The sequence below is a fragment of the Streptomyces sp. NPDC026377 genome (assembly GCF_055567715.1).
In genome coordinates this window covers 767,001-780,237 of record NZ_JBVHPV010000001.1, presented here as the reverse complement: position 1 = coordinate 780,237, position 13,237 = coordinate 767,001, and the positions used below count along the sequence as shown (strand labels likewise).

Genomic DNA, 13,237 nt, shown 5'->3' with positions numbered 1-13,237 from the left:
GCAGGGTCAGGGGGCCGGGGGAGGGGGTGTGTTTCACGTGAAACACACCCTCCGTAGGGGCGGTGTTTCACGTGAAACACCGCCTCCGGGCGGGCTCAGTGCGCGTCGGCGATGTGCTGGGTGCCGATCCGCTTGCGGAAGACCCAGTACGTCCAGCTCTGGTAGAGCAGCACCACCGGGGTCGCGATACCCGCGCACCAGGTCATGATCTTCAGCGTGTACGGGGTGGACGAGGCGTTGGAGACCGTGAGGTTCCACTCGTCGTGCAGCGAGGACGGCATGACGTTCGGGAAGAGCGACAGGAAGAGCATCGCGACGGCCGCCGCGATGGTGATGCCGGACAGGGCGAACGACCATCCTTCACGGCCGGCCTTGATCGCTGCGATCGCCCCGAGCAGGGCGAGGACCGCGATCACCATCGCGACCATGCTCTTGGCGTCACCGCGCGAGGCCTGCGTCCAGAGAAGGAAGGCGAGCGCCAGCACGGCGGTTACCAGTCCCAGCTTCAGTGCCAGCGCCCGCGACCGCTCGCGGATCTCTCCGACGGTCTTCAGGGAGGTGAAGACCGAGCCGTGGAAGGTGAACAGGAACAGTGTCACCAGCCCGCCGAGGATCGAGTACCCGTTGAGCAGGTCCCAGAAGGTGCCCACGTACTCCTTGTGGGCGTCGATCTTCACTCCGCGCACGATGTTGCCGAAGGCCACGCCCCACAGGAACGCCGGGATGAGCGAGGTCCAGAAGATGGCCTCCTCCCAGTTGCGCTGCCACTTCTCCTCGGGCCGCTTCGCCCGGTACTCGAAGCCCACACCGCGCACGATCAGGCACACGAGGATGATCAGCAGCGGCAGGTAGAAGCCCGAGAAGAGCGTGGCGTACCACTCGGGGAAGGCGGCGAAGGTCGCGCCGCCGGCGGTGAGCAGCCACACCTCGTTTCCGTCCCAGACCGGCCCGATCGTGTTGATCAGGACCCGCTTCTCGGGGCGGTCACGGGCCAGCAGCTTCGTGAGGACGCCGACTCCGAAGTCGAAGCCCTCCAGGAAGAAGTAGCCGGTCCACAGGACGGCGATGAGTACGAACCAGACGTCGTGGAGTTCCATGCCTCTGTCTCCTCAGCCTCAGTACGAGAAGGCCATCGGCCGGTCGGGGTCACGGTCGTCCCCGCCGATCCTGGTGGGCGGGTTCAGGTCGGACTCGGTGAGCTCGGGCGGTCCGGCCTTGACGTACTTCACGAGCAACCGCACCTCGATCACCGCGAGCACGGCGTAGAGCAGGGTGAAGACGATCATCGAGGTGAGGACCTCCCCCTGGGAGACACCGGGGGAGACCGCGTCCCTGGTGCGCAGCACGCCGTAGACCACCCAGGGCTGGCGGCCCATCTCGGTGAAGATCCAGCCCCAGGAGTTGGCGATCAGCGGGAAGCCGAGGGTCCAGATGGCGATGAACCAGTACCAGCCGGTCAGCCGGGTGCCGAGCGCCTTGTTCCGGAAGAGGACCAGGTGCGGGACCTCGTCGTCACCGGTCCGCAGCCCGGGTGCCAGCAGGAACTTCCTGCGGGTGAGCCAGAGGCCGAGAGCGCCGATGGTGAAGGACGCCATCCCGAAGCCGATCATCCAGCGGAAGCCCCAGAAGGTGACCGGGATGTTGGGCCGGTAGTCACCGGGGCCGTACTTCTGCTGCTCCTGCTTGTTCACGTCGTTGATGCCGGGGACGTAGGAGGAGAAGTTGTTGTCGGCGAGGAAGGAGAGCACGCCCGGGACCGAGATCTCGACGCTGTTGTGCCCCTTGGCCACGTCCCCGTAGGCGAATATCGAGAAGGGCGCCGACTTCTCGCCGTCCCAGAGCGCCTCGGCGGCGGCCATCTTCATGGGCTGCTGCTTGAACATGACCTTGCCGAGCTGGTCGCCGCTGACGGCTGTGAGCAGTCCGCCCACCACCAGCGTGACCAGGCCGAGCCGCAGCGAGGTGCGCATCACCGGGATGTGCTTCTTGCGGCGCAGGTGGATGGCGGAGATGCCGACCATGAATGCGCCGCCGGTGAGGAAGGCCGCGGTGAGCGTGTGGAAGACGACGACCAGGGTGGTGTCCTGCGTCAGCACCTGCCAGAAGTCGGTGAGCTCCGCGCGCCCGCTGGCCTTGTTGATCCTGTAGCCGACCGGGTGCTGCATCCAGGAGTTGGCCGCCAGGATGAAGTACGAGGAGAGGATGGTGCCGATTGAGACCATCCAGATGCAGGCGAGGTGGATCTTCTTCGGCAGCTTGTCCCAGCCGAAGATCCACAGCCCGATGAAGGTCGACTCGAAGAAGAAGGCGATGAGCGCCTCGAAGGCGAGGGGGGCGCCGAAGATGTCACCCACGAACCGCGAGTAGTCGGACCAGTTCATGCCGAACTGGAACTCCTGGACGATGCCGGTGACGACACCCATCGCGATGTTGATCAGGAAGAGCTTGCCCCAGAACTTCGTCGCCCTGAGGTACTTCTCGTTCTCGGTCCGCACCCACGCGGTCTGCAGCCCCGCGGTGAGCGCGGCGAGCGAGATCGTGAGCGGGACGAAGAGGAAGTGGTAGACGGTGGTGATGCCGAACTGCCATCGCGCCAGTGTTTCCGGCGCCAGAGCCAGATTCACAACGTCATCTCCTTACATCGCCGTGATCACAGCGGCGCTTTGCCCCTCTGATCCCACCGATTACGGGATGAAGCGGGACACGCTTGTGAACGCGTTCACATTCACAAGCATTATGTCGCACACGCGTCCGGGATCTTCAATCGGGGGTACCCCTGCGCGGGCGAGGCTCGCGGCGACGCCTGGTGAGACGCCTCTTCCCGGCGAATTCAACATCTTGTTGAATCTCAGCTCATGCGGATACGGATCTCATGGCCCGGCGGGCAGCTCACCGCCACCATCGACGAAACCCCCACGAGCGCGGCGCTCGCGGGGGCGCTCCCGCTCGTCTCCACCGCCAGGACCTGGGGTGAGGAGGTCTACTTCGAGACCCCGCTCTCCCCCGCGCTGGAGGCCGGCGCACGCGAGGTCGTCGAGCCGGGCACGGTCGCGTTCTGGACCGAGGGGGGCGCGCTGGCGCTGCCCTACGGCCCGACACCGGTCTCACGCGCTGACGAATGCCGTCTGGCGAACGCGTGCAACATCGTCGGTCGCGTCGACGGGGATCCCCGACTGCTCGCGACGGTCCGCACCGGCGACCGCATCCGCGTGGACCGCCTCCAGGACCCGGCCGGGGACCCGGAGGCCACGCGGACCTGATCCGGGGCTGACGGCGTCTGCGGCTCCCCGGCCGGAAGGGCGGGGCAGTCCTAGGACGCCTTGCGGAAGCCCTCGGCCACCTTCAGGAAAAGGTCGTTGGCCTCGGTCTCGCCGATCGTGACCCGCACGCCCTCGCCCGCGAACGGCCGGACCACCACGCCCGCCGCCTCACATGCCTGCGCGAACTCCACCGTCCGCTCGCCCAGGCGCAGCCAGACGAAGTTCGCCTGCGTCTCCGGCACGGTCCAGCCCTGGCCGACCAGACCCTCGTACACCCGGGCGCGCTCGCCGACCAGCGCGCCCACCCGGCCGAGCAGTTCGTCCTCGGCGCGCAGCGAGGCGACCGCGGCGTCCTGGGCGAGCTGGCTGACACCGAAGGGGACGGCCGTCTTGCGCAGCGCCGCGGCCACCGGCTCATGGGCGACGGCGAAGCCGATCCGCAGCCCGGCGAGCCCGTACGCCTTGGAGAAGGTGCGCAGCACCGCCACGTTCGGCCGGTCGCGGTAGATCTCCAGCCCGTCCGGCACCTCGACGTCGCGGACGAACTCCTTGTACGCCTCGTCCAGGACCACCAGCACGTCGGAGGGCACCCGGTCGAGGAATCGTTCCAGCTCCGCACGGCGGACCACGGTGCCGGTCGGGTTGTTCGGGTTGCAGACGAAGATCAGCCGAGTCCGGTCGGTGACCGCCTCGGCCATGGCGTCCAGATCGTGCACATCACCGGAGGTCAGCGGCACCTGTACGGACGTCGCTCCGCTGATCTGGGTGATGATCGGGTACGCCTCGAAGGAACGCCAGGCGTAGATGACCTCGTCCCCGGGGCCGGAGGTGGCCTGGAGCAGCTGCTGGGCGACCCCGACCGAGCCAGTGCCGGTGGCGAGGTGGGTGAGCGGCACGCCGAAGCGGTCCGCCAGCTCGTTCATCAGACCGGTGCACGCCATGTCGGGGTAGCGGTTGAAGCTCCCGGCGGCGGCGACGGCGCTCTCCATCACACCCGGCAGCGGCGGGTACGGGTTCTCGTTGGAGGACAGCTTGTACGCGACCGGACCGCCGGCGGCCGCGGGCCTGCCGGGCTTGTAGGTGGGGATGCCGTCCAGCTCGGCGCGCAGCTTGGGGCTCGTCTCGCTCACCGCAGGTCCTCCTCGACCAGTCCGTCCGTACGAATACTGCTCACCTTATGAGGATTCGGCGCCCCTGCGAAGAGCCGTGGGCATCCTCCGGGGGCGGGCGGCCGCGTCCGCCGGGCCCCGGGAAACGTCGGCACACGGCAGGGGGAGCGCTCCCTGTTGAAGCCGTGCGCCGGTGGCTCGCGCCGTGGCGCGCATCCCTCGTGCAGGTGAGTTGAGACCTCTTCGAAACATCGGGCATTCGCCAGCTGCCCACCGATCGATGACCGTCACCAGAACGCTACTGCCTCCAACTTCCTTGCGAACCAAGGCCATTAGCCGCTAATGACCATGCAGAAACGTGTCTGTCAACGCGTGCATATGCACCCGGGCCAACTGTCTCCCCTCGCCCTACTATCGGCTCGCCATGACAGCAGCAGGGAAGCACCAGGTGAGCCGGTCGACCGGTCGCCGGCTGGGGCGGGCGGGCATTCGGGACGTGGCCGCCGCCGCCGGTGTCTCCATCACGACCGTCTCCGACGCGCTCAACGGCAAGGGCCGGCTCCCCGACGCCACCCGCCGCCACGTCCGCGAGGTCGCAGACCGGCTGGGCTATCGCCCATCCGCAGCGGCCCGCACGCTCCGTACCGGAAAGTCGGGCCTCATCGGCCTGACCGTCACGACGTACGGGGATGAACCTTTCACCTTCACCGAGTTCGCCTATTTCGCCGAGATGGCGAGGGCAGCGACATCCGCCGCACTCGCGCGCGGGTACGCCCTCGTCATCCTCCCCGCCACCTCACGCCGCAGCCCCGCGGACGTCTGGTCGAACGTCGCTCTCGACGGCACCGTCGTGATCGACCCCTCCGACCAGGACCCCGTGGTCACCGAGCTGGTCCGCCAGGGCCTCCCGGTGGTCTCCGACGGCCGTCCGGCGGGTTCGCTGCCGGTGACCGCCTGGGTCGACAACGACCACGAGGCCGCCGTCCTCGAACTGCTCGACCATCTCGCCGACGCCGGCGCCCGCCGGATCGGCCTCCTCACCGGAACCACCACCGACACCTACACCCGGCTCTCCACCGAGGCGTATCTGAGCTGGTGCGAGCGGGTCGGGCAGGACCCCGTCTACGAGTCCTACCCCGCCCACGATCCGTGCGCGGGCGCCGTCGCGGCCGACCGGCTGCTCGCCCGCCCGGACCGTCCGGACGCCGTGTACGGACTGTTCGACCCCAACGGCACCGATCTGCTGGCGGCCGCCCGCAGATACGGACTGCGGGTGCCCGAGGACCTGCTGCTCGTCTGCTGCAGCGAGTCCACCGTGTACGCGACCACCGAACCGCCCATCACCACCCTCTCGCTCAAGCCGCGGCGCATCGGCACGGCCGTGGTCCAACTGCTCATCGACGCCATCGAAGGCATTGACCACGGTCACCCGATCGAGCAGGTGATACCGACCGAACTCATCGTCCGCACGTCGTCGCAGCGTCGGTCGCCGCGGACGACCGTCAGTCCCCCGCGCTCCCCCGTCGCGGAACCGCGCAGGGGACTCGGCCAGGATCCCAACGTGCCCGACAGGAGCCCCGACAGCGATGCCGACAAGGACTAGACCAACACATTGGGGACATAACCACCGGTGAACCAGGGCCGCGCCGGGATTCACCACCCCTGGTGCGTCACACAGCACGAGCCGCATTCCTATGATGGGCGCACGACACCACGGATCCCCGCCCGACCAGGGGGGTCCCACGGTGTACGGCGGCGCGACGGTGGTGGAGGGGTCGATGACTCAGGGGGCCGGTCAGGGACCCGAGCGGACGGAGACGTTGCGTGACTTCCGGGTGCCTCCGTACGCGCAGGCTCCCGCACAGTCCGCGCCGGTCCCCCCGCCGCCCCCACCTGTCGAGATGCCTCCGCCACCGCCGCAGCCCCCACACCCTCCCGTGACCGCGCACCCGGCGGAGGCGCCCGCGGAGATCCACCCGGGGAACGTCTTCCCGGACGACGAGCCTCCCGAGGGCTACACCCCGACGGCACGCGACCTCCCGGTGATCAACCGGGGGGACACCGTGCAGGTCCGGGTGGAGAGCGACCCCGCTCCGGCACCCCTGCCGGACGGCCTCGGCCCGCTCTTCGTCGTCGGCGACGTCCACGGCTACCTCGACGAACTCCTGGCCGCCCTGCGCGAACAGGGGCTGATCGACGTCGACGGCAACTGGGCCGCGGGCAACGCCCGCCTCTGGTTCCTCGGCGACTTCACCGACCGCGGTCCCGACGGCATCGGCGTCATCGACCTGGTGATGCGGCTGTCCGCCGAGGCCGCGGCCGCCGGCGGCTACTGCAAGGCCCTCATGGGCAACCACGAGCTGCTGCTGATCGGCGCCAAGCGCTTCGGTGACACCCCGGTCAACTCCGGGGCGGGCACCGCCACCTTCCAGGCCGCCTGGCTGCTCAACGGCGGTCAGAAGGCCGACATGGACCGCCTCCAGGACGTCCATCTGCAGTGGATGTCCCGCCTCGACGCGATCGAGGAGGAGGACGGGCATCTGCTGATGCACTCGGACACCACCGCGTATCTGGAGTACGGCGACTCCATCGAAGCCGTGAACGACACCGTGCACGCGCTGCTGACCCGCAACGACGCCGACGAATGCTGGGACCTGTTCCGCAAGTTCACCAAGCGCTTCGCCTTCCGGGACGACACCGGTCCGCAGGCCGCACGTGAGCTGCTCTCGGCCTACGGCGGCCGGCGCGTGGTCCACGGACACAGCCCGATTCCCTACCTCCTGGGCGAAGTGGGTACCGAAGACGGCGAGGAAGACTCCCGTCCGGTCGTGGAAGGTCCGCATGTGTACGCCGACGGTCTCGCCATCGCGATGGACGGCGGGGTGACCATGGCCGGAAAACTGCTGGTCGTGCGGTTGCCTCTGCATGACTGACGCCGTAATCGGGAAAACACCGGCTCGTGCGGTCGCAAGGTGATTTCGGAAACACCCTGTCACCCCGTGCCGTAACCGCTCTACCATCGGCTTATCCGTAGCAGGCTCTCCTCCGTTTCCGCCCGATTGCCCGTTCATCCGGCGGGCTTTCCGGCCCTACGGAGCATCGGGGGATGCACATGAACAGCGCTCCGCACCTGCTGACCGAGGACCGCCCGGAGTTCGAGCGGATCCTCGACGACGCACTGCGCACCGCGCCCGACCGGCCCGAGCTGGCCGGCGTAGGAGTACGGCTCAACATCGAGCAGTTGCGCACCATGGTGCTCAACGCCGGTGCTCTCGTCTCGGCTGCCGCGGCGGCCGAGTACGACCACTACGTCAGGGTGCGGGAGGAGCTGCGCACGCCCTCCACCCCGGCGCTCACCTCGGAACGCGGCTCGGTGATGACGCCTCCGGTGATCGACAGCCCGGATTCCACCTCGGGGGCGGGCGTCGGCGCGGTCGTCGCGGTGCTGGCACCGGTCCTCGCCGGAACCGCCGCCGCGATCTTCCTGCTGGTGGGGTACATCCTCAAGATGCTCGACCCGCAGCCCGCCTTCGCCGACACGTTACTGACCGCGGGCTGGTTCTTCGGTGCCCTCACCGCAGCCGCGATACTGGCCGCCGCAGTGAGCCTCCTGACCACCGCGATCCGCAACGGCGCCACCCAGGTCATCGCCGAGCCCGAGGAGGGCGAGGTAAGCGACGAGAGAGCCCAGGAGGTCTCCCGGGCTCGTGAGGCGTGGCGCCATGCCCTGGTGGAGCGGGGGATCTACCCGTTCCTGCGCGAGGCCCTGGCCGACCCCGGCGCCGGCCGGGGCGCGTCAAAGCGCCGTACACCGGGCCGGATACCCACGCTCGGGTACGGTCGGCCCGACTTCGACAGCCCGGGTGACCCGTCCACCGGGACCAGGCCCAGCTTCACCAGTCCGGACTTCACCAGCCCCGACTTCGGCGGCCCCGAACACCAGCCGGAGTAGGCGACTTCCGGGAGCCATGTTTCACGTGAAACGAACGGGGCTTAGCGGTCCCGCTCGTTTCACGTGAAACCACGACCGTGTACGAAATCCTGGCCACGCGGAGAACCGTAACGGCCCCGGGCCGCCCCGAGAGCCATGGCAGCACGGCAATCCCCGCGCATGTTTCACGTGAAACACCCGCTACCGGCCGGGTCCGTGTTTCACGTGAAACGTCAGCGCGGGTACATCACTCGGCGATCGGCAGATAGACGCGGTTGCCCGCCGCCGCGAACTCCGCGGACTTCTCCGCCATTCCGGCCTCGATGTCCCCCGCCGCCAGATCGCCACCGTGCTCGCGCCGGATGTCCTGCGAGATCTTCATCGAGCAGAACTTCGGCCCGCACATCGAGCAGAAGTGGGCGGTCTTCGCCGGCTCCGCGGGCAGCGTCTCGTCGTGGAACTCCCGGGCGGTGTCCGGGTCGAGGGCCAGGTTGAACTGGTCCTCCCAGCGGAACTCGAAGCGGGCGTCGGAGAGCGCGTCGTCCCAGTCCTGCGCACCCGGGTGCCCCTTGGCGAGGTCGGCCGCGTGTGCCGCGATCTTGTAGGTGATGACGCCCGTCTTGACGTCGTCCCGGTTCGGCAGGCCCAGGTGCTCCTTGGGCGTGACGTAGCAGAGCATCGCGGTGCCCCACCAGGCGATCATCGCGGCGCCGATGCCGGAGGTGATGTGGTCGTACGCGGGAGCGACATCGGTGGTCAGCGGGCCGAGCGTGTAGAACGGCGCCTCTTCGCAGATCTCCTGCTGGAGGTCGATGTTCTCCTTGATCTTGTGCATCGGGACATGACCCGGGCCCTCGATCATCGTCTGGACGTTGTGGCGCTTGGCGATGGTGTTGAGCTCACCGAGCGTGCGCAGCTCGGCGAACTGCGCCTCGTCGTTGGCGTCCGCGATGGAGCCCGGACGCAGACCGTCGCCCAGGGAGTACGTGACGTCGTAGGCCGCGAGGATCTCGCAGAGCTCCTCGAAGTTTTCGTACAGGAACGACTCCTTGTGGTGCGCCAGGCACCACGCCGCCATGATCGAGCCGCCGCGCGAGACGATGCCGGTCTTGCGGCGGGCGGTGAGCGGCACGTACCGCAGGAGCACGCCCGCGTGGACCGTCATGTAGTCGACGCCCTGCTCGGCCTGCTCGATGACCGTGTCCTTGTAGATCTCCCAGGTCAGCTCCTCGGCGCGGCCGTCGACCTTCTCCAGCGCCTGATAGAGCGGCACCGTGCCGATCGGGACCGGGGAGTTGCGCAGCACCCACTCGCGGGTGGTGTGGATGTTGCGACCGGTGGAGAGGTCCATGACCGTGTCGGCGCCCCAGCGGGTGGCCCAGGTCATCTTGTCCACCTCCTCCTCGATGGAGGAGGTGACGGCGGAGTTGCCGATGTTGGCGTTGACCTTCACCAGGAACCGCTTGCCGATGATCATCGGCTCGATCTCGGGGTGGTTGACGTTGGCGGGGAGCACCGCCCGTCCGGCCGCGATCTCCTCGCGGACGACCTCGGGGGAGACGTTCTCGCGGATCGCGACGTACTCCATCTCCGGGGTGATCTCGCCCCGGCGGGCGTAGGCGAGCTGGGTGACGGCCTGGCCGCCGCGACCCCGGCGCGGCTGGCGCGGGCGGCCCGGGAACACCGCGTCGAGGTTCTTCAGTCCGCCGCGCGGGGAGGTGTGCTTGAGGCCGTCGTCCTCGGGGCGGACGGGTCGGCCCGCGTACTCCTCGGTGTCACCGCGCGCGATGATCCAGTTCTCCCGCAGAGGGGCGAGGCCGCGGCGGACGTCCGTCTCGATGTTCGGATCGGTGTACGGCCCGGACGTGTCGTACAGCGTGACGTCCTTGCCGTTGGTGAGGTGCACCTGGCGCACCGGCACGCGGAGGTCGGGGCGCGAGCCCTCGACGTACCCCTTGTGCCAGCCGATGGACTTCCCGGCCTCGTTCTGGTTCGAGGCAGGCGTGCGTGCGTCCTGAATGGTCATGAGACCTACTCCCTACGCCGGCATTACCCGGTAACAGGTTCGGCGGTCGGCGCAGCCGCTTCCGTACGGTTCGTACGGCTTTCAGCGCCCTCTCAGCCCGGTGCTCCGAGCTCCCGCGTGTGCAAAGGTGCCACCACGCTAGCGTCATCCCCAGCGCGCTGAACAGAGGGGCCCCGCCGTTGTTGCGATGATCGGGCGGTGACGTCAGCACAGCAGCACCCCGAAGGCTCCCACGGACACCCGCCCGGCCAGGGCCATGGGCACACGCACAGCCACGGTCCCGCGACGCCCGTCTCCCGGCATCTGCGCAAGGTGATCGCCGCCGTGCTGATCCCTTTCTCCATCGCGGTGCTCGTCGGCCTGGCGGTGCTGTGGCCGGGCGGCACCCCGGCCCATCAGCGCACCGGCGTCGGCTTCGACCGCCAGACACAACAGGCCAGGGTCGTCGCCCTCCAGAAGCTCGACTGCAAGTCCGTCAACGCCGCTCAGGCCCCACCGGCCGCCGACACCTCGCTCTCCGGCGGCGGGCAGGCCCGACGGGGCCAGTGCGCCAAGGCGACCATCGAGGTGACCAGCGGCAAGGAGAAGGGCCGCACCTTCACCGAGATCGTCCAGCCGGACGCCCCGCGCCAACTCCACAAGGGGCAGGGCGTGATCGTCGCGTACGCCCCCGACGCCCCGCACGACCTGCAGTACTCGGTGACCGACGTCAACCGGCGGCTCCCGATGGCGCTGCTGGCGGGCATCTTCGCGCTCGTCGTGGTGGTCGTCGGCCGGCTGCGCGGGGTGATGGCGCTCGTCGCGCTGATCGTCTCCTTCGCCGTGCTGACGCTGTTCATCCTCCCGGCGATCCTCCAGGGCTCCAATCCGCTGCTGGTCGCGGTGGTCGGGTCGAGCGCGATCATGCTGATCGCGCTGTACATGTGCCACGGCCTCTCGGCGCGTACCTCGGTCGCGGTGCTCGGCACGCTGGTCTCGCTCGTCCTTATCGGGCTGCTGGGGTCGCTCTTCATCGGCTGGGCCTCGCTGACGGGCAACACCGATGACAACACCGGTCTGATCCATGGCCTCTACCCGGACATCGACATGTCGGGTCTGCTCCTGGCCGGCGTGATCATCGGCTCGCTCGGGGTGCTCGACGACGTGACGGTCACCCAGACGTCGGCGGTGTGGGAGCTGCACGAGGCGAACCCGGGAATGGGCCCGCGCGGGCTGTACCGGGCCGCGATCCGGATCGGCCGCGACCACATCGCGTCGGTGGTCAACACCCTGGTCCTGGCGTACGCGGGCGCGGCGCTGCCGTTGCTGCTGCTGTTCTCGATCGCGCAGAGCAGCGTCGGGACGGTGGCCAACAGCGAACTGGTGGCCGAGGAGATCGTCCGGACGCTGGTGGGCTCGATCGGTCTGGTGGCGTCGGTGCCGGTGACGACCGCCCTCGCGGCGCTGGTGGTCTCCGCCGACCGCCCGGCCGCGACGACCCGTGGGCCGGGGCGGGGCGGCGGCCGGGGACGGCGACGCAAGAAGTAGGTCCCGGGCCTCGGGGGCGGAGAACCGGCGCCGGAGCCCGGAACCAGGTGCGCGGGCCTCAGCCCGCGTTCTGCTCCTCCGCAAGGATCCGCCCCAGCGCCTCGTCCAGATGTCCGTCGAAGTCGCCGATCGCGCGCTCCTGGCCGAGCGGGACGAGCTTGTCGGTGCGGTCGAGGAAGGCCACCAGCGGACCGGCCCCGGCCCGGAAGCTGGCCCGTTCGGCGCCCACCTGGAGGCGGATGTGGACGTCGCGGAGCTCTTCGGCGTCCGCCGGGGCGATGTGCACATCGCCGTCGCCGGTGGGGCTGTTGATGCCGTCGAGCAGGAGTTCCCGCCCGAACGTCCATGTCACGGGTTCGTCGCCGGGGAGGTGGAAGGTCATACGGACCGCGTACGGATCGTCGGCACGGTAGGTGAGCTCCACCGGGATCCTGAAGGAGAGCTCCTCGGAGACGAGGAAGCTCATCATGACCTCTGCCAGGACCTCACGCATCGTCTACCCCGCTGTAGCTGAAATGGCCAGTAATGATCCATCCTGGCCCTCTTCACGCCATCGTGCTGGAAGCACTGCCAGATCACAAGGAGTGATTTTTCAGATACTGATAGAGAACGCGAGGGAGCCGAGCAGGCGCCCCACTTCGCCACGGAGCTGCTCAATGGCCGGAATAAGGCGTTCTTGCTGGTCAAGCGGGAGGGAGATGGCCATGGTCGCGGCCCAGGACCCCGCTGTGACGGGGATGGCGGCACAGACTGTGCCGAGGGCATACTCCTGTCTTTCGACCATGGGTTGCCTACGCTCCGTAGCCGCCAGACGGTCGAGAAGGGCACGTCGGTCCCGTACGGAGTAGGGCGTGATCGAGCGGACGGGGTGCCGGTCCAGGTGGTCCTCGCGGGCCCTCTCGTCCAGCTGGCTGAGCAGGCACTGGCCAATGGCGTGCGCGTGGCCCGTCTCCCGGAAGTCGGCCCACTCCTCCACGGCCGGGGCCGACGGCGTGTCGGCCACTCCGGCGATCTCGATCTCACCCTCGCGGTAGACCGCGAAGTACACCGGGACCCCGATGGCGTCCCGCCACTCCGCGAGGGAGCGGCTGATCTTGGTGCGACGATTCTGCTGGGCTCCACCGCTCGCCAGCCGCTCGGCTGCCTCTCCGAGGACGAACACACCGTTCTCCCGGCGCAGGTAGCCCTCGTGGGTAAGGGTGCGCAGCAGGTGGTACGCGGTGGGAAGCGGCATCCCGGCCTCCCGGGCCAGCTGTTTGGCGGGAGCGCCGTCCGCATGGGCTCCCACGGCCTCCAGCAGGCGCAGCGCCCGCTGGACCGAACCGATCAGGGTAGGGACACCGGCGTTCGCAGCCGTGGCCACAGGTCACCCCCAGGCGTGCTG

Annotated in this window: 11 protein-coding genes; 5 read left to right on the top strand and 6 right to left on the bottom strand. The window is 68.8% G+C overall.

The genetic code is table 11. The features are described 5' to 3' along the window. Positions 1 to 95: 95 nt before the first annotated feature. Together cydB and ACZ4MU_RS03400 are read right to left on the bottom strand one after the other, a co-directional pair. Positions 96 to 1,097: a cytochrome d ubiquinol oxidase subunit II gene (gene cydB / locus ACZ4MU_RS03405; RefSeq protein ID WP_467870276.1), complete on the bottom strand. Its 1,002-nt coding sequence runs from the start codon at positions 1,095 to 1,097 to the stop codon at positions 96 to 98. Between the two features lie 18 nt (positions 1,098 to 1,115). After that, entirely contained in the window at positions 1,116 to 2,624 is a 1,509-nt protein-coding gene (locus ACZ4MU_RS03400) for a cytochrome ubiquinol oxidase subunit I (RefSeq protein WP_467870273.1), read from the bottom strand. 231 nt (positions 2,625 to 2,855) lie between these two features. On the opposite strand from ACZ4MU_RS03400, the gene ACZ4MU_RS03395 reads away from it, so the two are divergent. Then, positions 2,856 to 3,260, top strand: coding sequence for a cyclophilin-like fold protein (locus ACZ4MU_RS03395; protein ID WP_467870270.1), 405 nt, complete (start codon positions 2,856 to 2,858; stop codon positions 3,258 to 3,260). 50 nt (positions 3,261 to 3,310) lie between these two features. On the opposite strand, the gene hisC is transcribed toward ACZ4MU_RS03395, so the two are convergent. Further along, positions 3,311 to 4,390, bottom strand: coding sequence for a histidinol-phosphate transaminase (hisC, locus tag ACZ4MU_RS03390; RefSeq protein ID WP_467870267.1), 1,080 nt, complete (start codon positions 4,388 to 4,390; stop codon positions 3,311 to 3,313). 403 nt (positions 4,391 to 4,793) lie between these two features. On the opposite strand from hisC, the gene ACZ4MU_RS03385 reads away from it, so the two are divergent. The 3 genes from ACZ4MU_RS03385 to ACZ4MU_RS03375 all read left to right on the top strand — a co-directional run bounded on the left by ACZ4MU_RS03385 (position 4,794) and on the right by ACZ4MU_RS03375 (position 8,321). Beyond that, entirely contained in the window at positions 4,794 to 5,972 is a 1,179-nt protein-coding gene (locus ACZ4MU_RS03385) for a LacI family DNA-binding transcriptional regulator (RefSeq protein ID WP_467870265.1), read from the top strand. A 160-nt stretch (positions 5,973 to 6,132) separates the two neighbouring features. Next, complete coding sequence (locus tag ACZ4MU_RS03380) at positions 6,133 to 7,302, top strand: metallophosphoesterase (protein WP_467870633.1); 1,170 nt, start codon at positions 6,133 to 6,135, stop codon at positions 7,300 to 7,302. Between the two features lie 173 nt (positions 7,303 to 7,475). After that, positions 7,476 to 8,321: a hypothetical protein gene (locus ACZ4MU_RS03375; protein WP_467870262.1), complete on the top strand. Its 846-nt coding sequence runs from the start codon at positions 7,476 to 7,478 to the stop codon at positions 8,319 to 8,321. Positions 8,322 to 8,547: 226 nt separating this feature from the next. Here ACZ4MU_RS03375 and thiC read toward each other — a convergent pair whose 3' ends face one another. After that, complete coding sequence (gene thiC, locus ACZ4MU_RS03370; protein ID WP_467870259.1) at positions 8,548 to 10,326, bottom strand: phosphomethylpyrimidine synthase ThiC; 1,779 nt, start codon at positions 10,324 to 10,326, stop codon at positions 8,548 to 8,550. Between the two features lie 198 nt (positions 10,327 to 10,524). Between thiC and ACZ4MU_RS03365 the strand changes: the two genes are divergently transcribed. Then, positions 10,525 to 11,853, top strand: a complete 1,329-nt coding sequence (locus ACZ4MU_RS03365; protein ID WP_467870256.1) for a YibE/F family protein — start codon at positions 10,525 to 10,527, stop codon at positions 11,851 to 11,853. Between the two features lie 58 nt (positions 11,854 to 11,911). On the opposite strand, the gene ACZ4MU_RS03360 is transcribed toward ACZ4MU_RS03365, so the two are convergent. Beyond that, positions 11,912 to 12,346, bottom strand: coding sequence for an SsgA family sporulation/cell division regulator (locus ACZ4MU_RS03360; RefSeq protein WP_467870253.1), 435 nt, complete (start codon positions 12,344 to 12,346; stop codon positions 11,912 to 11,914). Positions 12,347 to 12,445: 99 nt separating this feature from the next. Continuing rightward, the gene (locus tag ACZ4MU_RS03355) at positions 12,446 to 13,216 is read right to left on the bottom strand and encodes an IclR family transcriptional regulator (RefSeq protein WP_467870252.1); all 771 of its coding nucleotides are present in this window, start codon (positions 13,214 to 13,216) and stop codon (positions 12,446 to 12,448) included. Positions 13,217 to 13,237 lie beyond the last annotated feature (21 nt).

Excerpts from the sequence above, each read along its gene's own strand:
- cydB (WP_467870276.1), bottom strand. The coding sequence starts at position 1,097 with ATGGAACTCCACGACGTCTGGTTCGTACTCATCGCCGTCCTGTGGACC.
- ACZ4MU_RS03385 (WP_467870265.1), top strand. The coding sequence starts at position 4,794 with ATGACAGCAGCAGGGAAGCACCAGGTGAGCCGGTCGACCGGTCGCCGG.
- ACZ4MU_RS03360 (WP_467870253.1), bottom strand. The coding sequence starts at position 12,346 with ATGCGTGAGGTCCTGGCAGAGGTCATGATGAGCTTCCTCGTCTCCGAG.
- ACZ4MU_RS03375 (WP_467870262.1), top strand. The coding sequence starts at position 7,476 with ATGCACATGAACAGCGCTCCGCACCTGCTGACCGAGGACCGCCCGGAG.
- ACZ4MU_RS03395 (WP_467870270.1), top strand. The coding sequence starts at position 2,856 with ATGCGGATACGGATCTCATGGCCCGGCGGGCAGCTCACCGCCACCATC.
- thiC (WP_467870259.1), bottom strand. The coding sequence starts at position 10,326 with ATGACCATTCAGGACGCACGCACGCCTGCCTCGAACCAGAACGAGGCC.